Source organism: Bradyrhizobium sp. (assembly GCF_016213215.1).
Classification (GTDB): Bacteria; Pseudomonadota; Alphaproteobacteria; order Rhizobiales; family Xanthobacteraceae; genus Bradyrhizobium.
Window position 1 is genome coordinate 71580 of record NZ_JACRAW010000077.1, and the last position, 19627, is coordinate 91206.

Here is a 19627-nt window from a genome sequence, read left to right on the forward strand (position 1 = left end):
AGGCTTACAGCCCCCACGCATCGACGGCCGTCACGCGATCGTGGAGTCCGTAGATGATCCTGACGAGCGATTCCTGCTTGTCATTGGCGCTACCTTTTCCGACCATCCGGCGGATGACGTACCAGTGCGAATAGCCGATCGTTTTCGGGCGCCTGATGCGCGGCTCATGCAACGGCCGGACTTCATCGGGCGTGCCCAGGATGGCGGAGACCTCGGCCGCTGACATCCCGATTCCGATCCGGCGAAAATTGCTGCGGATGGTTGCAGCCCGCTCGACGCTCGCAAAGAACGGATAAGCGGTGATCTCGATGGTCTGAATATCGCCGAGGTCCATCGCGCGCCGCCAAAGCAAAACCCACGCCCTTGGTCGGAATTTCCAGGGCGTGGGTTCATCTTGAGATCAGCGGGCTGGTGCTGGCGCACCATCCCGCAATGATGGCTACGCGGTTACTTCTTCACCAGCGGACACTCGCTCTGGCTGAGCGGCTTGGCTGCGTCTTCCGGCGCGATGGTCGCGACCAGCTTGTAGTAATCCCACGGATATTTGGATTCTTCCGGCTTCTTGACCTCGAACAGATAGGCCGGAATGAGGCGGCGGCCGTCGGCCCGCAGCGTACCCTTGCCGAACAACGGATCGTCTGTCGGGATTTCCTTCATCTTGGCGACGACCTTGGCGCCGTCATGCGGATTGCCGCCGAGCGCTTCCAGTGCTTTCAGGTAATGCAAGATTTCAGCATAAAGTCCCGCCACCGTCATCGAAGGCATCGAGCCCTTTGGCGAGACCTTCTGGAAACGCTTCGACCATTCGCGGGTCTTGTCGTTCAGGTCCCAGTAGAAGGATTCCGTGAAGGTCAGGCCCTGCGCTGTTTTCAGGCCGAGCGCATGCACGTCGTTGATGAAGAGCAGGAGCGCAGCGAGCTTCTGGCCACCGGAGACGATGCCGAATTCGGCGGCCTGCTTGATCGCATTGGTGGTGTCGCCGCCGGCATTCGCGAGCCCAATGATCTTTGCTTTCGATGACTGCGCCTGAAGCAGGAAGGACGAGAAATCGGAGCTGTTGAGCGGATGCTTGACGCCGCCCAGCACCTTGCCGCCATTGGCAGCGACGACCGCGCCGGTGTCGCGCTCCAGCGCATGGCCAAAGGCATAATCCGCGGTCAGGAAGAACCAGGTATCGCCGCCCACCTTGGTCAGCGCCTTGCCGGTGCCGTTGGCGAGCATATAGGTGTCATAGGTGTAGGAGACCGTGTTGGGGTTGCAGGCCTTGCCGGTGAGGTCTGCGGTGGCCGCACCCGAGTTGAGCAGGATGGCGTTCTTCTCCTTGACGAGATTGCTCACGGCAAGCGCGACGCCGGAACTCGGTGTGTCGGCGACGGCGTCGACCTTGTCGGCGTCGATCCATTGGCGCGCGATGTTGACGCCGACGTCCGGTTTGTTTTGGTGGTCACCGCTGAGTACCTCGATTTTCCAGCCCTTGGCAGGCAAACCGGAGTCCTCGACGGCCATCTTGACCGCGGCCACGGAGTTCGGGCCGCCGATGTCGGCATACAGGCTCGACATGTCGTTGAGCACGCCGATCTTGACGTTCTTGTCCTGGGCGAGTGCCGGCGTGGCAAAACCCACCGCAGCGCAGCTGAGCAGCGCGGCATAGCGCCACGCGGAAGTCATCTTCATTGCATTCCTCCAACTAATGATGCCGGGACGGTTCTCTTGGCGGAACCTTTGACCTGCGGCCCGATCGGTCGCGATCTGTTGGTTCCGATAGCCTGTCTTCAGCCTTGCTGCAATGCGCTTATGTTACGCCGTCGCCGGCAAGCTTAAGGGTCTTGATATGCGTCCGGGCGTTAAGGGCTGCTGCCAGCTGAAGCCGCCAACCGCGGTACCCTTTCACCTCTGGGATGCGGGGCCGCCGCTATGCCGGCGGCCGAAAGCTCATCAGCGTGCGGGTATAGTAGTTGTAGACTTTGCCCGTCTCCGTCCATTCCGGCGCACACATAGGAACTATGAATTCCGCCGTCTGTTCCGGCGTGTCCAGCGTCATCGGATCCTCGCCGGGAAAGATCGCGGCGCGCATGCGGGTGCGGATCGGACCCGGGTTGAACAGGTTGACCCGGATCGGCGTTCTGGCGGTCTCGTGTGCCCATGCCCGCGCCAGCACCTCCATCGCGGCCTTTGAGGCGGCGTAGGGTCCAAGATAGGCGGTCGCCTCGGCGGCGGCGCTGGAGGTGATGAACACCGCGCGTCCGGCGTCGGATTGTCGCAGCAGCGGTTCCATACATCGGATGAGCTGGAAGTTCGCCGACACGTTGATCGCGATCACGTCGTTGAACTGCTTAAGCTCGATATGACCGAGCGGCGAGGAGGGGCCGGCGACAGCGGCATTGCCGACCAGAATATCGAGCTTGCCGTGGCGTTCGTTCAATGCGGCGCCCAGCCGCGCAATGCCGTCGAAATCGGTGAGGTTGAGCGGCACCAGCGTGGCGCTGCCGCCGTCCTTCCTGATCTCGTCGTCGAGTTCTTCAAGGCCGCCTTGGGTGCGCGCCACCGCCACGATATGCGCGCCGGCTTTCGCCAGAGCCTTTGCCGTGGCGTAGCCGATGCCGCGCGATGCGCCGGTCACCAGGGCGATACGGGAGGCGAGGGGTTTTGTCATTGTCGCTTTAAGCCTTCGTCGTGCCCGGCGAGCGCGCAGAGCGTGCGTCCTTGTTCCTGACCAGGGGCATCCACGTCTTTGCGGCGGGTTTTACAGACGTTCATGGCCGGGACAAGCCCGGCCATGAGGAAAACGCCCGCTTGTGCGGTGCGACGCGTCAGCTCGCCTCGGCCAGCAACGACAGCTGCCGCGGCTGCGGCTCGGTCTGGGTCTGGTCGGTGAGGTGGGTCGGATAGGCTCCGGTGAAGCAGTGATCCGAGAACTTGGGATTGGCGGGATCGCGGCCGGGCTCGCCCATGGCGCGGTACATGCCGTCGATGGAGAGGAAGGCGAGCGAGTCCGCGCCGATGATCTCGCGCATCTCTTCCAGCGAGTGGGTCGCGGCGAGCAGCCCGCCGCGATCGGGCAGGTCGATGCCGTAGTAGTCGGGGTAGAGGATCGGCGGCGAGGCAAGACGGAAGTGGACTTCGCGCGCGCCGGCGTCGCGCATCATGCGCACGATCTTCTTCGAGGTGGTGCCGCGCACCAGCGAGTCGTCGATCAGGATGATGCGCTTGCCGGCAATTGCCGCGCGGTTCGCCGAATGCTTCATACGCACGCCGGACTCGCGGATGCTCTGCGTCGGCTGGATGAAGGTGCGGCCGACGTAGTGATTGCGGATGATGCCGAGCTCGAACGGCACGCCGGAATGCTGGCTGTAGCCGACGGCGGCAGGCACGCCGGAGTCCGGCACCGGCACCACCACGTCGATGTCGACGTGGCTTTCCCTGGCTAGCTGTGCACCGAAGGCCTTGCGCACCTCGTAGACCGAGCGCCCGTGCACGATCGAATCCGGGCGCGCGAAATAGATGTATTCGAAAATGCAGGGCCGCGGCGCGATCGGCGGGAACGGCTTGTGAATGTCCTGGCCGTGCTCGTCGAAGACGATGACCTCCCCGGGTTCGATGTCGCGGATGTAGTGTGCGCCGATGATGTCGAGCGCGCAGGTCTCAGAAGTCAGGATCGGACAGCCGTCGAGCTCGCCGAGCACCAGCGGACGGATGCCGCGGGGGTCGCGGGCGCCGATCAGTTTCTTGTTGGTCAGTGACACCAGCGCATAGGCACCCTCGATGGCGCGCAACGCTTCGATGTAGCGTTCGATGAAACGGCTGCGCCTGGAATTCGCGACCAGATGCAGGATGACCTCGGTGTCCGTCGTCGACTGCATGATGGAGCCGCTGCGCACGAGTTCGCGGCGCAGCGTCAGGCCGTTGGTGAGGTTGCCGTTGTGGGCGACCGCAAGCCCGCCGGCGTTCAGTTCGGCAAACAGCGGCTGAACGTTGCGCAGGATGGTGGCGCCGGTTGTTGAATAGCGCACGTGACCGACCGCGACAGTGCCCGGCAGGCGATCGATAACCTCGCGGCGGGAGAAGGTGTCGCCGACCAGGCCGAGCCGGCGTTCGGAATGAAACCTGGTTCCATCGAAGGAAACGATGCCGGCGGCCTCCTGGCCGCGGTGCTGAAGCGCGTGCAGGCCCAGCGCGGTGATCGCGGCGGCGTCGGGATGCCCGTAGATGCCGAACACGCCGCACTCCTCGCGCAACGTGTCGCCGTCCAGGTCGTCGTGTCCTTCCCGCGGTGCCGGCCCGAGGTCGAGATCAAGCTGGGCGTTCAGGTCAGGGTTCTCTGTCTTGTCCATCGCGCCTCTCTTTGGGCCCAAGTCAACGCGCCGCGGGTTTCTCGATCAGCTTCTTGAGGCTGTCACGAGCGGGTCTACTGTACCCTTCGCCGCCGCCTGTAGGCGAGGGCTCGGTATCAGCTTGATCGTCATCTGGTTTGTTTTTCTTGAATCTCTTCAAGATGGTGTTCTCGGGGTCGTCCGGCAAGAGCGACATCAGCCAGTCCCCGGTTCCCTGCAGCACCACCCTTGATTTCGCGCCGGTCACCCAGTCCGGGCGCTGCTTCTCCGGCACCAGCCAGCTGAAGAACAGGAATGCGACCACGATGATCAGGAGGCCGCGGGCCAGCCCGAACAGGAAGCCAAGGGTACGATCCAGCGCCCCGATCCGGGAATCCAGGATCATGTCGGATATGCGCACTGTGATGATCGAGACCAAAATCAGGGTACCGACGAACACGCCGGCCACCACCACGACGCTCGCGACCGTGTCGTTGTTGAAATAGGTCTTGGCCGTCGGCAGCAGCTTGGAGAACGAGTACAGGGTGACAATGGCGGCGGCGCCCCAGGCCGCGATCGACAGGATTTCGCGCATGAAGCCGCGCACCATGGCGAGCAGGCCCGAGATCAGCATCACACCGAGCAGGATCAGGTCGAGGATGGTTATCGGCATCTGCTGGCTTGGTCCGCTCGTATTCTCGGGGCTTTCGCGAATCGCCTTGTCGGCCCCACCCTAACTGAGGGCCAGACCGTGCTCCCGGCAAGGTCGGAACCGCGTCATCCCGTGCTGCTTTGTGTGGCCGTTGTATAGCGGCGGGGGCCGGGTCCGTCACGCCCGGCTAGCCTTCCTGACGGCGGAATCTCGCAGGTGTGGCATTTTTCTCGCCCGCCGTGCCTTCCTGGCCTGGCCTGCGGGAGCCGCGGGCGGCGATCTCGGCAACCAGGGTGGTGAGCCCGCCGACGGCGTTCAGCGCCAGCCCGGCATCGCTCCCGACCTCGCCACGGGCCGATTCGGGCAGTATCGCGCGGCCGAAACCGAGCTTGGCCGCCTCCTTCAGCCGGGCGGCGGTCTGAGCCACCGGCCGGACCGCGCCGGACAGCGAAACCTCGCCGAAATAGACGGCGTCCGTCGGCAAGGGAGCATTAACCAGCGATGAAACCAGGGCCGCCGCGGCGGCGAGGTCCGCCGCCGGTTCCTGAATCCTGAGGCCTCCGGCGACGTTCAGATAGACGTCGTGGCCGGACAACTTGACCCCGCAATGGGCCTCGAGCACCGCCAGCACCATGGAGAGACGGCTGGGGTCCCAGCCCACCACCGCACGTCGCGGCGTGCCGAGCGAGGTCGGGGCGACCAGCGCCTGCAATTCGACCAGCACCGGGCGGGTGCCTTCAATGCCGGCGAATACCGCAGTGCCGGGCGTACCGAGATCGCGCTCGGACAGGAAGAGCTCGGACGGATTGGTGACCTCGCGCAGGCCGAGGCCCGTCATCTCGAACACGCCGATCTCGTCGGTCGGGCCGAAGCGGTTCTTCACCGCGCGCAGGATGCGGAATTGCTGCGAACCTTCGCCCTCGAATGACAGCACTGCATCGACCATGTGCTCGACGACGCGGGGACCGGCAATCTGGCCGTCCTTGGTGACGTGTCCGACCAGGATGATTGCCGCGCCCGACTTCTTGGCGAAGCGGATCAGCGCCTGGGCCGAGGCGCGCACCTGTGTGACCGTGCCGGGCGCCGATTCCACGGTGTCGGTCCACATGGTCTGTATCGAGTCGATCACGATCAGCCGCGGCACCGTTCCGTCGGACAACGTGGCGATGATGTCCTCGACGGAGGTTTCGGCGGCGAGCTGCACCGGCGCGTTGGAGAGCCCTAACCGCTCGGCCCGCAGCCGCACCTGCGCGACCGCTTCTTCGCCGGAGATGTAGACGACGCGATGGCCGGCCCGCGCCAGCATGCTGGTCGCCTGGGTCAGGAGCGTCGACTTGCCGATGCCGGGGTCCCCGCCGACGAGCAGGACCGAGCCGCGGACAAAGCCGCCACCCGTGACGCGGTCGAGCTCGGTCATGCCGGAAGCAAGGCGAGGGGCGTCCTGGCTCTTGCCGCTAAGGCTCTCCAGCGCAAACGTCCGGCCCTTGCGCCTGGAGCGGATCGAGACCGGCACCGAGGTCGCCGAATCCTCCTCCGCGAGCGTATTCCACTCGCCGCAGGCGTCGCATTTGCCCTGCCAGCGGTTATAGGCCGCGCCGCAGCTCTGACAGACGAAGGAGGCGGTGGATTTGGCCATCGAAACGATCAATCGCCGTTGCGTTGAATTGATTTCATCTTGGCTTCTTCTTGCCTGTGATCACCCTTCATAACTTCTCACCCCCACGAGCGCGGCAACAGCCGTTGTGGCGACCCCCATACCGGCTCCCGCCCAGCCAAGTGCAGCCACAGCTTGTTGAACTTAGCAACTCTGTCGGGGTCGTGGGCGAGCTCCGCGCCTCGCGATTCGTCAAGCTGGCGGCGCTGCGAAGCTAAGGCGCTTGCGCCGCGGTTTCTATCTGGAATTGGGAGCATAGGCCCAAATTTCGTCGCGTGCATTCCGCTTACTTCACCGAGACGAACGGTACCGCCGAGCCCGGTACCATCGTGGTCGGCAGCACGCCGTTCCAGCGTTCGGCCTGCACCAAGGTGACCAGGTTGGGGTTGGAGCCTAGCGCCTTGGCACGGGCTTCGATTGCGGCGGCTTCGGCTTCGCCCACGATCCTGATGTTCGAGGCCCTGGCTTCGCCGTTCAGTCGGGTGGCATCGGCCTGGGCCTGCGCTTCGGCGCGGATGGCGTTGGCTTTTGCGGTTGCTTGCGTCACCGTGATTTGCGCCTGCACCTTTTCGCGCTCGGCGTTCTGCTGCAGTTTCTGTACCTCGACCTCGGCCAGCATGCGCTGCTCGATCGAATGCAGATAGTTCTGGCTGAACTCGATATTTTCCAGCTGTACGCTCTCGATCACGATCATCGGATCATCCTTCAAGGTCTCCGTAATGGCCTCCTTGATCGCGCTGTTGAGCGCGCCACGCTCTTGAATGGCCTTCACCGCGGTGTAGCGGCCGAACACGACCTTTACCTGCTGGTGGACCACAGGGCTGACAACCTGATTGACCGCCGCGTCCAGCTGGCCGAACTTGGCGTAGAGATCGGCAACCTTCTCCGGCGCGGCGCGCAACGTCACGCTGATCTTCAGGTCGGCCGGTTGCTGATCGTAGGAGTAGGAGTTCATCTTGTCCCATGTATAGGTCGCGGTCTTGACGCTGACCTTCTCGACACTGTCCATGACCGGAATCTTGAAGCCAAGCCCCGGCTGGGCGGTGCCGACCACGGCGCCGTTGCGCAAGATGACGCCGCGCTCGGTCTGATCGACGGTGTACCAGCTTCCGACCGCAATGATGAGGATGATAAGGATGGCGAAGACGCCTCCGATGATGCTCCGGTTCATGTATTCTCCCGATGAAAACGACTCAAGAACGGCTCCAAGCTGCCATCTTTCGCAGGCCGTTACGAACGCTGTGACACGCGTCACTTCGTCGGTGCAACCAGAGCTCTGGTTCAGGCTGTGACAATGAGACAGCAACGATTCTAGAAGGTTGCCGCCGACCAAAATAGCGACGCCCCGGCGCCCGGCATGATGCCGTCATGACCAGGCGGAACATGTCGGGCTTTGTTGTTGCCTCATGGTTCGAGACGGCGCTGTCGCGCCTGCTCACCATGAGCGGCAAGCAGCGTTGGTTAACAAGCGATTTCGAGAAAGGCAAGAATGCCCGGTTTCGCGGGGCGTTATCCTTAGAATTTGAAGCGTATTCGTCGCTCGCCAACTCAAAGAACTTGAGAAGCGACGATGGAACGACAGTCCTTTTCCGCGCTCGATCACCATGCCGTGCTGTCCGGGGCCGACGACGGCTTCCCATGGTTCGCAGGCGCGATGCTTGCCCTTGAATCCTGCGACGTGATGCGCATGCGTCTCGAGAAACTCGCCCACGCCGATGAGGAGGCCGAGCAGGAGGCCGTCCTGATGATGGGCGAGAAGTTCGCCGCGGCCTATGAGGCCGTGTCAGGCTGGCTCGCGGGCGCCACGCCTGCAGCCATTATCGACCGTTATCGCGAATACGTCGCCGCGAACGCGAGGCGGCTTTCCGCCGATCATCACTAGCTCAGGATCGCCCAGGCAGGGGCGTGGTCGCTGGCACCTTGCTCGCCGCGGATCTTGCGGTCGACGCCGGCCTTCACCAGGCGCGCGGCAAGCAATGGGCTGAGCAGCAGGTGATCGAGTCGCAGGCCGGCGTCTCGCTCCCAGCGGTTACGCTTGTAGTCCCAGAAGGTGTACATCGGCTTTGACGGGTGGAGGGTGCGGATGGCATCGCACCAGCCTTGCGCAACCAGCGACTTGAACGCCGCTCGGCTCTTCGGCTGCACCAACGCATCCTTGTCCCAGGATCGCGTTGGGTAGATGTCGAGCTCGGTCGGCGCGACGTTGTAATCGCCGGCGAGCACGACCGGTACCTCTTGCTTGATGAACTTTGCAGCATGCAGGCGCAGCCGCCTGAACCAGTCGAGCTTGTACTCGAATTTTGGTCCGGGCTGAGGATTGCCGTTCGGCAGATAAATGCTGGTGACAATGATGCCGTTGACGGCGGCTTCAATATAGCGCGCCTGCTTATCGTGCCGATCGCCGGGCAGTTCGTCACGGATCAGCACCGGCTCGGCATTGCGCGCGAGGATGGCAACCCCGTTCCAGGTCTTCTGCCCGCTCCACACCGCGCCATAGCCGGCCTTCGCGATGGGTGATGCCGGAAATTCATCGTCGCTGGCCTTCAATTCCTGCAGCGCCACAGCGTCGGGCTTTGCCGTCCGCAGCCAGCGCAACAGGTTCGGCAGGCGCCGGTTGACGTTATTGATGTTGAATGTCGCAATCTTCATGTAGAGCTGACGCCGTTGCTCCCCTGAATCGGAGATCCCATGTCGAAACTGAGTTTTGCGGCCATCGTGTTCGTCATCGGATTTTCCGGATCCGTTGCTGCGCAGAGTTCCGACCAGCGCGGCGTATGCAAGGCCGACTACGACAAGCACTGCGCCGGTATCGCGCCAGGGGGAGGTCGCGTTGTCGCGTGCCTGAACCAGCAGCGTACCCAGCTCAGCGACGCCTGCAAGAAGGCGATTGACAGCAAGAAGGCGATTGACAGCAGGAAGGCGCAATAATCAGTTCAGTCGGACGGCGCGGGAGCGACAGCCGGTGCCGGTTCAGCCGGAGTTTCCGCATTGCCGCCTTTGTAAATCCGCGCAAAGCGCGGACCGAGGCTCGTCAGCACCTCATACGCGATCGTGCCGAAATGATGCGCGAGCTCGTCGACGGTAATGCCTTCGCCGATCAGGGTCGCCATATGGCCGCGCCGCGCCGCGTTCGGCGGCAGGTCGGTGATGTCGACGGCCATCAGGTCCATCGAGATACGTCCCGCGATCGGACAGCGCTTGCCGGCGATCACGACTTCGGCACCGCGGGTGCCATCATTGGCGCTGGCCGCGCGGAAGTAGCCGTCGGCATAACCCGTGGCGATGATGGCAAGCCTGGTCGGACGGCGCGCGGTCCAGGTGCCGCCATAGCCCACGGTCTCGCCGCGGTCGATATTGCGGATCTGAATGATGCGCGCCTTCAGCTCGACGACCGGCTGCATCGGATTGTCAGCTTCCGGCGTGGGATTGACGCCGTAAAGCGCGGCCCCCGCACGCACCAGATCGAACTGGAACGACGCGCCGAGATAGATGCCGGAGGAGTTCGACAGTGAGGCCGGTACTCCCGTGAACTCGCTGGCAATCTGGCGAAAGGCTGCAAGCTGTCTGGCGTTAACCGGGTTGTTGAGCAGCTCGGCGGCGACGAGATGGCTCACCAGCAGGGTGATGCCATGGTCGCCGGCATGGATTCGGGGAATGATGGCCTGCGCCTCCGCGATGGTGAGGCCGAGCCGGTTCATGCCGGTGTCGATATGGATCGCTGCCCCGCCCGACCAGCCGGTGCGGCGGCAGAACACGTCCCACTCGGCGAGCTCGTTGAGGTCGCCGATGACCGGTTTGCAGTCGTTCTTGGCGTAATAGTCGCCGGTGTTCTGGAAATACCCGTTCAGCACGTAAATGGCCGCTGACGGCGCAGCGGCGCGCGCGAGGCGCGCTTCTTCGAGCGTTGCTACAAAGAATGTCTTGCAGCCGGCCTTGGCGAGCGCGCCGGCGACCGGCGCGATGCCGCAGCCATAGGCGTTGGCCTTGATCACGGCGCCGCATTCGGCCGGCACCGCGGTCTTCTCGAGCTTGCGCCAGTTGGCGACGATAGCGTCGAGATCGACGGTGAGCACGCCGCCATAGGGGGCCAGTGCCGCGGCCTGGTTTGCCTCCGGCGACAGGACGCCGCCTTGGGGGATGATCTTCGGGTCGGACGCTATATTCATGCGGCCGTTTTACGCGCGGCGGCGGCGCCGTTCAACCGCGAGGCATTCAATAAATGCGATCGGGCAGCTGGTCGTCATGCGTGAGATCGCCGAAGCGCGTCACCGACGCGTCGAAGTGCAGCTCAACCGTTCCGGTCGGGCCGTGGCGCTGCTTGCCGATAATGACTTCGGCCTTGCCATGCACCAGCGACATGTCGAGCTGCCATTTCTCGTATTCCGGCGTGCCGGCGCGCGGCTCCTTGTTCGCGAGGTAGTATTCCTCGCGGAAAACGAACAGCACGACGTCGGCGTCCTGCTCGATCGAGCCGGACTCACGGAGATCGGAGAGTTGCGGCCGTTTGTCGTCGCGCGACTCGACCTGACGTGAGAGCTGCGACAAGGCAATCACCGGAACGTTCAGCTCTTTTGCGAGCGCCTTGAGGCTGGTGGTGATCTCGGTGATTTCCTGGACGCGGTTGTCGTTGCCTCGCTTGCCCGACCCCTGCAGCAGCTGGATGTAGTCAATGACGATGAGATCAAGCCCTTTCTGCCGCTTCAGCCGCCGCGCCCGGGCCATCAGCTGCGCGATCGAAAGGCCGCCGGTTTCGTCGACGAAGAAGGGGAGGGATTGCAGCTCGATCGAGACTTCGCGGATCTTGTCGAAATCCGCCTCGGAGATGCCGCCGCGGCGAATGTTGCTGGAAGAAATTCCGGTGCGTTCGGCGACGATGCGGGTGGCGAGCTGTTCGGCCGACATTTCGCAGGAGAAGAAGCCGACCACCCCGCCATTGACCGCCTTCATGGTGCCGTCGGCCTGCACTTCGGCTTCATAGGCCCGGGCAACGTTGTAGGCGATGTTGGTGGCGAGCGAGGTCTTGCCCATGCCGGGGCGGCCAGCGACGATGATGAGGTCGGAATGCTGCAAGCCGCCCATCTTGGTGTCGAGATCGCGCAGTCCGGTAGCGATCCCCGACAGCCTTCCCTCGCGCTGGAAGGCCTTGGCAGCCATGTCGACTGCGGTGGTCAGCGCCTGGGAGAACTTCTGGAAGCCGCCGTCGTAGCGGCCCGACTCGGCAAGTTCATAGAGCCTGCGCTCGGCGTCCTCGATCTGCGCCCTCGGCGCAAAATCGACCGGCGCGTCGTAGGCGACATTGACCATGTCCTCGCCGATGGTGATCAGGTCGCGCCGCAGCGCCAGGTCGTAGATGGTGCGCCCGTAATCCTGGGCGTTGATAATGGTGGTCGCCTCCGCCGCGAGGCGTGCGAGGTATTGTCCAACCGTCATGCCGCCGATGTCGGTTTCGGCCGGAAGGAAGGTCTTCAGCGTGACGGGGGTTGCGACCTTGCCCATCCGGATCAGGCTGCCGGCGGTCTCATAAATGGTCTGGTGCAGCGGCTCGAAGAAGTGCTTCGGCTCCAGGAAGTCCGATACGCGATAGAACGCGTCGTTGTTGACCAGGATCGCGCCCAACAGGCTTTGCTCCGCTTCGATGTTGTGCGGCGCGCTCCGATAGGCCGGCGTTGCGGCGTCGGGAGCAAGCTTGAGAACGTTCGAATCGGTCAAAGCCATTGTCGCAAGTCGATCTGGATCTATTGTCGTTATTGGGATTGCGGGCCGGGGATAAAGCGCCAGTCTAAGGCGCGTCGGAAGCCCTGATGTGCCTTATGCCCGATTCACACAATGGCCAGTGTGAATCTTTGTCTGACGCCCACGTCAACGCTTGACGCCTTTGCTGCCCGGAGCGCGCCGGTTCCCGATCGCTGCCAGCTCACAAAGCGGGCGAGGGATGAACCTTAACCAGTTCCATTCATACGTACTTAAAGGTGCCTGTGGCACTAGGCAGCCGATCTTCGGCGAGTCAGATCAGGAGCAGGTAGATCAGCGCGACAAGAGCCGCGCCGATACCGGCAGCGATAAGGGCGTAGTCGGTATGGGTGTCGTTCTGCAGATCGAACGAGGATCGGTCATTCTTCGGCATGAGGAAGGTCTAGGCCAGGGACGGTCCGCCGCCGTGTGAAGCAAATCACACAGCAGCGAATTTTTCGGCCCTGATGGGAACAAAATAGTGGGTTAAGGGTCGTCTAAGACTCCCGACCGGAGAGAAACCGGAAAAGAATAGGCGAGGCGAGACTATGCGACAGGAGGCGCAGTCCTGGCGGTCGGAACAGGGTAGCCGGCTGTGGCTGGCGATGCTGGTTGGCGCCATGCAGGAGGGGGCTGGTTTGCAACCCGGGCTGGACTTGAGTTCGCCTGCTGCGCTGGAACAACTGCGCATGCAGCTTTCGCTCCCGGCTTCGCTTCGCTCTTACCCGACCTCCATCTACAGCTTCAGGAACTAGCCGCTATTCGCCGGCGAGCTTGAGCCTAGGCCAGCTGCCGCTCTCGACCTCGCGGAGTCTTGCCTCTTCAAGCGCGATGTAGTCGCGTGTTATCGGCACCACCCCCTGCCGCTTGGTGAGCTGGATCTGGAAATTCATCATGTTCTGCTTTCGGAACGCCATCTCCGAGGCCGCAAGGTAGAACTCCCACATCCGCGCGAAGCGCTCGTCATACAGTTGCACCGCTTCCTCGCGCCGCGCCATGAAACGCTCCCGCCAGGCTTTCAGCGTCTCCGCATAGTGCTGCCGCAGGATTTCGATGTCGCAGACCAGGAGGCCCGCACGCTCGATGGCCGGCAGCACCTCCGACAGGGCAGGGATGTAGCCGCCGGGGAAAATGTACTTCGCGATCCACGGATTGGTGGAATCGGGGCCCTCCGAACGGCCGATGGAATGCAGGACCATGATGCCGTTGTCGGTGAGCAGCTCGGCGCACGTCTTGAAATAGGTGTCGTAGAAGTTGACCCCGACATGCTCGAACATGCCGACCGAGACGATGCGGTCGAACGGCCCTTTCACGTCGCGATAATCCTGCAGGAGGAACTTCGCCGATTGGGCGAGTCCCTTTTCGGCCGCACGCGCGTTCGAGACCTGCAGTTGCTCCATCGAAAGCGTGACGCCGGTAACGTTGGCCCCGCACATCTCCGCCAGATAGAGACCGAGGCCGCCCCAGCCCGAGCCGATGTCGAGCACGCGGTCGCCGCGGCTGATCAGGAGCTTTGCCGCGAAGTGGCGCTTCTTGGCCAGCTGCGCATCGTCGAGCGAGGCATCCGGCGTTTCGAAATAGGCGCAGCTGTATTGCCGGTCGGCATCGAGGAACAGGGAATAGAGCCGTGCGTCGAGATCGTAGTGGTGGGAGACGTTGTTGCGGGAACGGCGGCGTGGATTGAACTGCCGGATGTGCCGCGTCCTGTAGCGCAGCCACCATTGCGGCTTTGCCCAGTGCGGCAGCACATCGTGCTGATCGAAAAGGACCGCGATTGCATCTGCAATCGTGCCGTGTTCGACGACGAAGCTGCCATCCATATAGGCTTCGCCCAGCGCAAGCTCCGGATTAAGGAGAATCTTGCGTTGCGAGTACTTTGTCCGGAAGCGCACTGCCACCGGCGCCCCGGTTCCGTCCCCGAGCCTTAGCCTTTCACCGCTTGCCGTTATTACGGTCATTGAGCCGCGGCGAATGAACTGAGCAAGAAACTTGCGCAACAAACGGTCCATCGAAACCACCCCGTCGAGCGAACTCGAAAAGATGCGACAACCCGGCCGCCACACGACGCCCCCGGAGCGCCTTTGTTCCCAGGGCACCTTGTATTAAAGATAATCATGGGGTTCCGTCCTTGACTAGTCCCTCGCCACAAAGCAGACATTTCGAAATGTCGTGAGCACGTGCACAATGCACGAGCATGCTTCCCTTCACGGGATAATCCGGTAAAAGGTGAACCGCTCCAGCGCCGCCCCGCGCGCCGGCTGGGAAACGATTTCCGGATCTGGAGAAAACGGGAAATGTCGAGCCGAGCGCTCAGTTTAGCGACGGTCTTGCTTCTGATCGGCTGCGCCGTGGCCGAGCGCGCGTGGGCTCAGGCCACGAACCTGGAGGCCGGAAAAACCCCTTCCCAGCTCTTCGCCCAGACCTGCAACGCCTGTCACAAGAGTCCTCGCGGATTGTTGAAGTCGGTGCCGGCGAGTTCCCTGCCGGGGTTCCTGCGCCAGCACTACACCACCAGTTCCGACATGGCGGGGGTACTTGCTTCCTACCTCGTCTCCAACGGTGCGACGGATACCCGCTATAGCGGCGGGCAACCGCCGAAAGGAGGCAAGGAGGCCAATTCCAGCGCAGCCCCGAGCGGAGCGCCTGATCAACTCGATCGCTCCGGACGCCGTCAGAATCCGCGGCCACCCCAGGACGTGGCAGGGTCGGAGGAATCCAAGCCCGACGCCGAGACGGCTCAGGCCAAGCGGCAGGCGCGGCCGGGCGCGGCGCAGGAGGGCGCCAAGGAGATTCCGGCCGAGGCAGCGAACGAACGTGGTCCCGACGGTCGCAAGCTTTCCGCCAAGCAGAAGCTGAGCAAGCGCAGCAAGCCGGGAGGCGAAGAGGCCGCCAAGAGCGAGGCGGCCAAGCAAAGCCCACCCGCGGCCGATGAAAAGCCGAAGAACGAGACCACCAAGGTCGAGACCGGCAAGGACGAGGGCAAGGCGGAGAGCACAAAGCCTGCCCTCGAGACCAAGCCTGACGCTGCGAAGACCGAGCCCGGCAAATCGGAATCGGCCAAGGCCGAACCGCCCAAGGAGGGGACTCCGATATTGCGGCCCGACCCCGTGCCGCCCGTGACGCCCGCGTCCACGGCCCCTGCCAAGCCGCTTGAATCCGCGGCCGCCAGCGGCAGCGCCGAACCAGCGGTAACGAAGGCGCCAGAGCCTTCTCCCGCGGTTGCGGCCTCAGCACCGCCGTCGCCACCCGTCGCTCCTGCTGGTCCTCCGGCACCCCCGATCTCCCAATAATCCGCTGGTCAGCGGCGCCGCACCGACGTCGCCCCGCCTTGACCGTCTCTGGAGTATTGCTCTAGAGTAATGCTCTAGGAGGTGGCCAGCGATGAAGCCTAGAGTACGAGAGGACCTGCTGGCGGCGGGATTGGCGGTGTTCGATCGCGACGGCTTCGACGGCGCGACCGTAGCCGCCATTCGCGCGCGGGCGCGTGCCTCGAACGGCAGCTTCTTCCATTTCTTTGCCTCCAAGAAAGAACTCGGCGGCGCCTTGCTTCTCAAGGTGCTGCAGCACTACCACACCGAGGTGCTGGCGGCGCTCGATCCAGCTTCAGGCGCGCGGGAGGGCATTGACCGGCTGATCCGGGCCCATCTGGATTTCGTCGTGAGCAACCGCCGCGAGGCGCGTTATCTGTTCGAGATTTCGCGCAGCGAGTGGGGGGAGGTGGTTCGCGATGCGCAACGAGCGCAAAACGCGCGCCTGCTCGACGGCATCGAGCGCTGGCGCGCGCCGCTGGTTAGGCGCGGCGAGTTGCTGCCGCTGCCCTCGGTGATGTTCGTCAGCCAGCTCATCGGACCCGCACAGATCTTTTGCCGCGCTTTCCTGTCGGGCCGCGACCGCGCCGATCCGCGGTCACAGGCCGAGACCCTGGTTGCCTGCGCGATCCGGGCGTTGGCACCTCCCCAACCGAAAGAGATGACCGGAGCTGCATCATGACCGCAATCGCGCTCGATCCTGATTTCACGCCGATCGCCGAACGCATCCGCGACAATGTCAGCCGGCAGGGCTTCATGAACCTGGTCGGGGCGGAATTGACCGAGCTGTTGCGCGGTGGATGCACGCTTGCCGTGACGCGCCGGCCCGAACTGTTGCAGCAGTACGGCTTCTTTCATGGCGGCGTGACCGCCTTTCTGGTCGACAACGCGACCACGATCGCGGCCGCGACATCGCGCGGGCAGGCGGCGCTGACGGCGGAGTACAAGCTAAACCTTTTGTCGCCAGCCGACGGTGAGCGGCTGATCTGCCGGGCGCGGGTGATCAAGCCGGGACGCCAGGTCGCTGTGGTGGCAGCGGACGTATTCTGCCTTTGCAACGGAGTAGAAAAGCACACGGCGACCGCACTCGCGTCGATCGCGATGCTCAACCAGGAGCTCTCCTGACGAACAAGAGCCCGGCCTCGTGGGCCGGGCTCTTGCAGGATGTCTGGAAATAAAGCGTTACTGCTGTGGCGCGGTCGCCGGTGCGGGCTCAACCTCGTCTTCGTGCTGCGCTTCCGGATCGAAGAATTCGCCGGCCGCAGCAAGCGCCTCGGCGGCGGCATCCTTGTCTTCCTGGCGCAGGCTGATGTCCTCGCCGCGGTTGATGCGATCGGCCTCTTCGACGCTGCGCGCGACCGTCACAGTCACGTTGACGTCGACCTCCGGGTGCACCGCGATCGTAATCGTGTGCCGGCCGATGGTCTTGATCGGCGCATCGAGCTGCACCTGCGGACGGGCCAGCGTGACGCCGCTGGCTTCGAAGGAGACGACGATGTCGCGCACCGTGACCGAGCCAAACAGCTGGCCGGACTCGGAAGCCTGGCGGAGGACGACGATGTTGCGGCCCTCGATCTTCTCCGCGACCTTGGCCGCTTCGCCCTTGGCCTCGAGGTTTCGGACCTCGAGTTCGGCCTTCATGCCTTCGAATCTGGCCTTGTTTTCGGTGGTGGCGCGCAGCGCCTTGCCGCGCTTGAGGAGGAAATTGCGGGCATAGCCGTCGCGCACGCGCACGACTTCGCCCATCTGGCCGAGCTTGGCCACGCGTTCCAGCAAAATGACTTCCATGATGATTCTCCTTCTGAACGGATGTGAGCTGGTTGGAGGTTGAGATTCAGGGTGTTGGCAGCGGTGGCGGCCGCCCGCGCAGGAAACGTTCGCGAAAGCCGAACACGGCGTCCGCAAGCCCGAGGAGCACCACGGCAAGCACGGGCCAGACGAACATCACGACGATGGCGTAAGCCGAGCCGAGCCAGAACGGACGGCTCTTCAACGCGAGCGTCAACGTGTGCAGCACGGCGAAGCCGGTTATCGCATAGGCCATCATCAGCGACGTCGTGACGATCTCGGCGAAGATCGCAACCAGCCCGCCGGTGAAGCAGAAGGCGATTGCAAGACACAGGACCGCAAGCGTCATTCGCGGCAGGGTCACCGTTTTCAGGTCCGGCCACGGACGGCGCAGCCGTCCCGAGGTCGCCGTCACCTTGGCGGCGAGCCAGAGGTTCAGCGTGAGCGTTGTCACGCCGGACATGGCGAGCAGGATGGGCACGACTGCGACGAGGGCATGGACGGCCGGATCGTCTTCGCCGATCGCGGACTTGGTGACGGCCCGGAGCGAATGCGCAAAACTGCGTCGTAAGGTGCCGCTGATCGTGGTGGCGTCGCTGCCGAGGCTGAGCAATGACGCCATCGTAACCAGCGCGGCGAGCGCGGTGATCCAGAGCAGGATGCGTCCGATCGGGTACCATTCGAGCTCCGGCGCGACCGCAGGCGCACCTTCGTCGGGCCCCGGAGTGCCGAACGACGGCCGGCCGAGCAGGGCAAGATGTCCAAGCCACCAGGCGGGCAGTGCGACGGAAAGGCCGAAGGCTATCGAGATAGGCAGGCCGAAGGCGGCGCCGAGCCCAAGCATAGCGAGGAGACCGCCGGTGATGACGCAGAACGATCCCCACCCAAGCGCCGCCACCATGAGCGGCATCGGCGCCAAACAAATCAAGACGAGCGAGATCAGCGCGCCCGAGGTGATCGAGGCGAACATCAGCGCCGAAGCGCAGCCGGCGATGAGGGCAACGAGAATCGTTCCAATCATCAGCTGTCCCGCCCCTTTCGAGCGGTTAGAGGTCTAAGGACCCCAACCATCGGCGACCGGACGACCCGGACGCCTTATGAAGGTTGTTGCGGGCGGCAGCGGTGAGGCCGCCGCCCCGAATGCAAAATGTTACCGGATCACGTAGGGCAGAAGGCCGAGGAAACGCGCGCGCTTGATGGCGCGGGCAAGTTCACGCTGCTTCTTGGCCGATACGGCGGTGATGCGGCTCGGCACGATCTTGCCGCGCTCGGAAACGTACCGCATCAAAAGCTTGGAATCCTTGTAGTCGATCTTCGGCGCGTTCTGACCCGTGAACGGGCAGCTCTTGCGGCGACGGAAAAACGGACGGCGTGCACCAGGTTCAGCCATTGTTCTTACTCCTCGTCCGTCGTCGGCGTTTCGGCATCTTCACGCGGCCGTCGCGGGCCGCGGTCGCCGCGGAAGCCACCGCCGTCACGCTCGCCGCGGAAGCCACCGCCCTCGCGGTCGCCACGGAAGCCACCGCCACGGTCGTCCCGCTCGCGGTCACGGTCCGCCTTGCGCATCATCGCCGACGGGCCTTCTTCAAGTTCCTCGACGCGAACGCTGAGATAGCGGATCACGTCCTCGCTGATGCGCTCCTGGCGCTCGATCTCGGCAATCGCGGCCGCCGGCGCATCGATGTTCATCAGCACGAAATGCGCCTTCCGGTTCTTGTTGATCCGGTAGGTGAGCGAGCGCACGCCCCAGTTTTCCGTCTTGGTGACCTTGCCGCCCAAACCTTCGACGACCCCGGTCACCTGGGTGGTCAACTCCTCGACCTGCTGAGGGCTCGCGTCCTGGCGCGCGAGAAAAACATGCTCGTAAAGAGGCATGGTGTCCTTTCCTATACGGTTGGCGCTTCACCCGGCGACAAGCCCTTCGAGACCTTCGGAAAGGACTCGGGATAAGCTCAGAAGGCGGGAACACGGGACGACGAGCCGACTGGCCCTGCCACATCAAAATCGCCGATGAGGTGAAATTGCTGAGACCGTCCGTTCAGCTCCCGGCCGGGATCTGCGGATGGCGCGCTTTATACGCATTTTATGGCCGATGGCAAGCTATCCGGTCGGCTGTCTCGCCAGGAGACCGCACCCTGGAACGACCCGCTTCTCCTCCCTTATCCCTCCCTTGACTCCTTGTTTG

Annotated in this window: 20 protein-coding genes; 5 read left to right on the forward strand and 15 right to left on the reverse strand. The window is 63.6% G+C overall.

Annotated features, from left to right (window positions below; genetic code table 11):
- Positions 1 to 4: 4 nt before the first annotated feature.
- The 7 genes from HY852_RS13400 to HY852_RS13430 form a co-directional block, all read right to left on the reverse strand.
- On the reverse strand, positions 5 to 334 hold the full coding sequence (locus HY852_RS13400; protein WP_291605192.1) for a hypothetical protein: 330 nt from the start codon (positions 332 to 334) through the stop codon (positions 5 to 7).
- 113 nt (positions 335 to 447) lie between these two features.
- Positions 448 to 1674 carry an ABC transporter substrate-binding protein gene (locus HY852_RS13405; RefSeq protein ID WP_291605193.1) on the reverse strand — a complete coding sequence of 409 codons (1227 nt, stop codon included), beginning with the start codon at positions 1672 to 1674 and terminating at the stop codon, positions 448 to 450.
- 238 nt (positions 1675 to 1912) lie between these two features.
- Positions 1913 to 2653 carry an SDR family NAD(P)-dependent oxidoreductase gene (locus HY852_RS13410; RefSeq protein WP_291605194.1) on the reverse strand — a complete coding sequence of 247 codons (741 nt, stop codon included), beginning with the start codon at positions 2651 to 2653 and terminating at the stop codon, positions 1913 to 1915.
- A gap of 157 nt (positions 2654 to 2810) precedes the next feature.
- Positions 2811 to 4331: an amidophosphoribosyltransferase gene (gene purF, locus HY852_RS13415; protein ID WP_291605195.1), complete on the reverse strand. Its 1521-nt coding sequence runs from the start codon at positions 4329 to 4331 to the stop codon at positions 2811 to 2813.
- A gap of 22 nt (positions 4332 to 4353) precedes the next feature.
- A complete protein-coding gene (locus HY852_RS13420; protein WP_291605196.1) occupies positions 4354 to 4983 on the reverse strand; it encodes a CvpA family protein in 630 nt (209 codons plus the stop codon).
- Positions 4984 to 5149: 166 nt separating this feature from the next.
- Entirely contained in the window at positions 5150 to 6598 is a 1449-nt protein-coding gene (gene radA / locus HY852_RS13425; protein WP_291605198.1) for a DNA repair protein RadA, read from the reverse strand.
- 304 nt (positions 6599 to 6902) lie between these two features.
- A complete protein-coding gene (locus tag HY852_RS13430; RefSeq protein WP_291605199.1) occupies positions 6903 to 7787 on the reverse strand; it encodes a prohibitin family protein in 885 nt (294 codons plus the stop codon).
- Positions 7788 to 8186: 399 nt separating this feature from the next.
- Here HY852_RS13430 and HY852_RS13435 point away from each other — a divergent pair, with 399 nt between their 5' ends.
- Positions 8187 to 8498 carry a hypothetical protein gene (locus HY852_RS13435; RefSeq protein WP_291605200.1) on the forward strand — a complete coding sequence of 104 codons (312 nt, stop codon included), beginning with the start codon at positions 8187 to 8189 and terminating at the stop codon, positions 8496 to 8498.
- Here HY852_RS13435 and HY852_RS13440 read toward each other — a convergent pair.
- Positions 8495 to 9265 carry an exodeoxyribonuclease III gene (locus HY852_RS13440; RefSeq protein ID WP_291605201.1) on the reverse strand — a complete coding sequence of 257 codons (771 nt, stop codon included), beginning with the start codon at positions 9263 to 9265 and terminating at the stop codon, positions 8495 to 8497. The genes HY852_RS13435 and HY852_RS13440 overlap by 4 nt on opposite strands.
- Before the next feature lie 39 nt (positions 9266 to 9304).
- On the opposite strand from HY852_RS13440, the gene HY852_RS13445 reads away from it, so the two are divergent.
- The gene (locus tag HY852_RS13445; RefSeq protein ID WP_291605202.1) at positions 9305 to 9544 is read left to right on the forward strand and encodes a cysteine rich repeat-containing protein; all 240 of its coding nucleotides are present in this window, start codon (positions 9305 to 9307) and stop codon (positions 9542 to 9544) included.
- 5 nt (positions 9545 to 9549) lie between these two features.
- On the opposite strand, the gene alr is transcribed toward HY852_RS13445, so the two are convergent.
- From alr to HY852_RS13460, 3 genes are all read right to left on the reverse strand, one after another.
- On the reverse strand, positions 9550 to 10776 hold the full coding sequence (gene alr, locus HY852_RS13450; protein ID WP_291605305.1) for an alanine racemase: 1227 nt from the start codon (positions 10774 to 10776) through the stop codon (positions 9550 to 9552).
- Between the two features lie 52 nt (positions 10777 to 10828).
- On the reverse strand, positions 10829 to 12331 hold the full coding sequence (locus HY852_RS13455; protein WP_291605203.1) for a replicative DNA helicase: 1503 nt from the start codon (positions 12329 to 12331) through the stop codon (positions 10829 to 10831).
- A gap of 773 nt (positions 12332 to 13104) precedes the next feature.
- Positions 13105 to 14355 (reverse strand): cyclopropane-fatty-acyl-phospholipid synthase family protein, encoded by a 1251-nt coding sequence (locus HY852_RS13460; protein WP_291605204.1) that lies wholly within the window; start codon positions 14353 to 14355, stop codon positions 13105 to 13107.
- Positions 14356 to 14640: 285 nt separating this feature from the next.
- Between HY852_RS13460 and HY852_RS13465 the strand changes: the two genes are divergently transcribed.
- From HY852_RS13465 to HY852_RS13475, 3 genes are all read left to right on the forward strand, one after another.
- Positions 14641 to 15636, forward strand: coding sequence for a hypothetical protein (locus HY852_RS13465; protein WP_291605205.1), 996 nt, complete (start codon positions 14641 to 14643; stop codon positions 15634 to 15636).
- A 91-nt stretch (positions 15637 to 15727) separates the two neighbouring features.
- Positions 15728 to 16336, forward strand: coding sequence for a TetR/AcrR family transcriptional regulator (locus HY852_RS13470; RefSeq protein ID WP_291605206.1), 609 nt, complete (start codon positions 15728 to 15730; stop codon positions 16334 to 16336).
- A complete protein-coding gene (locus HY852_RS13475; protein ID WP_291605207.1) occupies positions 16333 to 16779 on the forward strand; it encodes a PaaI family thioesterase in 447 nt (148 codons plus the stop codon). Before HY852_RS13470 ends, HY852_RS13475 begins: the two co-directional genes overlap by 4 nt.
- A gap of 57 nt (positions 16780 to 16836) precedes the next feature.
- On the opposite strand, the gene rplI is transcribed toward HY852_RS13475, so the two are convergent.
- From rplI to rpsF, 4 genes are all read right to left on the reverse strand, one after another.
- A complete protein-coding gene (gene rplI / locus HY852_RS13480; RefSeq protein WP_291605208.1) occupies positions 16837 to 17442 on the reverse strand; it encodes a 50S ribosomal protein L9 in 606 nt (201 codons plus the stop codon).
- Positions 17443 to 17488: 46 nt separating this feature from the next.
- The gene (locus HY852_RS13485) at positions 17489 to 18463 is read right to left on the reverse strand and encodes a hypothetical protein (protein ID WP_291605209.1); all 975 of its coding nucleotides are present in this window, start codon (positions 18461 to 18463) and stop codon (positions 17489 to 17491) included.
- A gap of 129 nt (positions 18464 to 18592) precedes the next feature.
- Complete coding sequence (gene rpsR / locus HY852_RS13490) at positions 18593 to 18832, reverse strand: 30S ribosomal protein S18 (RefSeq protein ID WP_291605210.1); 240 nt, start codon at positions 18830 to 18832, stop codon at positions 18593 to 18595.
- Positions 18833 to 18837: 5 nt separating this feature from the next.
- Positions 18838 to 19317: a 30S ribosomal protein S6 gene (rpsF, locus tag HY852_RS13495; protein ID WP_291605211.1), complete on the reverse strand. Its 480-nt coding sequence runs from the start codon at positions 19315 to 19317 to the stop codon at positions 18838 to 18840.
- Positions 19318 to 19627: the final 310 nt, after the last annotated feature.

Coding starts and splice junctions, on each gene's coding strand:
- HY852_RS13400 (WP_291605192.1), bottom strand. CDS start 334: ATGGACCTCGGCGATATTCAGACCATCGAGATCACCGCTTATCCGTTC.
- HY852_RS13405 (WP_291605193.1), bottom strand. CDS start 1,674: ATGAAGATGACTTCCGCGTGGCGCTATGCCGCGCTGCTCAGCTGCGCT.
- HY852_RS13410 (WP_291605194.1), bottom strand. CDS start 2,653: ATGACAAAACCCCTCGCCTCCCGTATCGCCCTGGTGACCGGCGCATCG.
- purF (WP_291605195.1), bottom strand. CDS start 4,331: ATGGACAAGACAGAGAACCCTGACCTGAACGCCCAGCTTGATCTCGAC.
- HY852_RS13420 (WP_291605196.1), bottom strand. CDS start 4,983: ATGCCGATAACCATCCTCGACCTGATCCTGCTCGGTGTGATGCTGATC.
- radA (WP_291605198.1), bottom strand. CDS start 6,598: ATGGCCAAATCCACCGCCTCCTTCGTCTGTCAGAGCTGCGGCGCGGCC.
- HY852_RS13430 (WP_291605199.1), bottom strand. CDS start 7,787: ATGAACCGGAGCATCATCGGAGGCGTCTTCGCCATCCTTATCATCCTC.
- HY852_RS13435 (WP_291605200.1), top strand. CDS start 8,187: ATGGAACGACAGTCCTTTTCCGCGCTCGATCACCATGCCGTGCTGTCC.
- HY852_RS13440 (WP_291605201.1), bottom strand. CDS start 9,265: ATGAAGATTGCGACATTCAACATCAATAACGTCAACCGGCGCCTGCCG.
- HY852_RS13445 (WP_291605202.1), top strand. CDS start 9,305: ATGTCGAAACTGAGTTTTGCGGCCATCGTGTTCGTCATCGGATTTTCC.
- HY852_RS13455 (WP_291605203.1), bottom strand. CDS start 12,331: ATGGCTTTGACCGATTCGAACGTTCTCAAGCTTGCTCCCGACGCCGCA.
- HY852_RS13460 (WP_291605204.1), bottom strand. CDS start 14,355: ATGGACCGTTTGTTGCGCAAGTTTCTTGCTCAGTTCATTCGCCGCGGC.
- HY852_RS13465 (WP_291605205.1), top strand. CDS start 14,641: ATGTCGAGCCGAGCGCTCAGTTTAGCGACGGTCTTGCTTCTGATCGGC.
- HY852_RS13470 (WP_291605206.1), top strand. CDS start 15,728: ATGAAGCCTAGAGTACGAGAGGACCTGCTGGCGGCGGGATTGGCGGTG.
- HY852_RS13475 (WP_291605207.1), top strand. CDS start 16,333: ATGACCGCAATCGCGCTCGATCCTGATTTCACGCCGATCGCCGAACGC.
- rplI (WP_291605208.1), bottom strand. CDS start 17,442: ATGGAAGTCATTTTGCTGGAACGCGTGGCCAAGCTCGGCCAGATGGGC.
- HY852_RS13485 (WP_291605209.1), bottom strand. CDS start 18,463: ATGATTGGAACGATTCTCGTTGCCCTCATCGCCGGCTGCGCTTCGGCG.
- rpsR (WP_291605210.1), bottom strand. CDS start 18,832: ATGGCTGAACCTGGTGCACGCCGTCCGTTTTTCCGTCGCCGCAAGAGC.
- rpsF (WP_291605211.1), bottom strand. CDS start 19,317: ATGCCTCTTTACGAGCATGTTTTTCTCGCGCGCCAGGACGCGAGCCCT.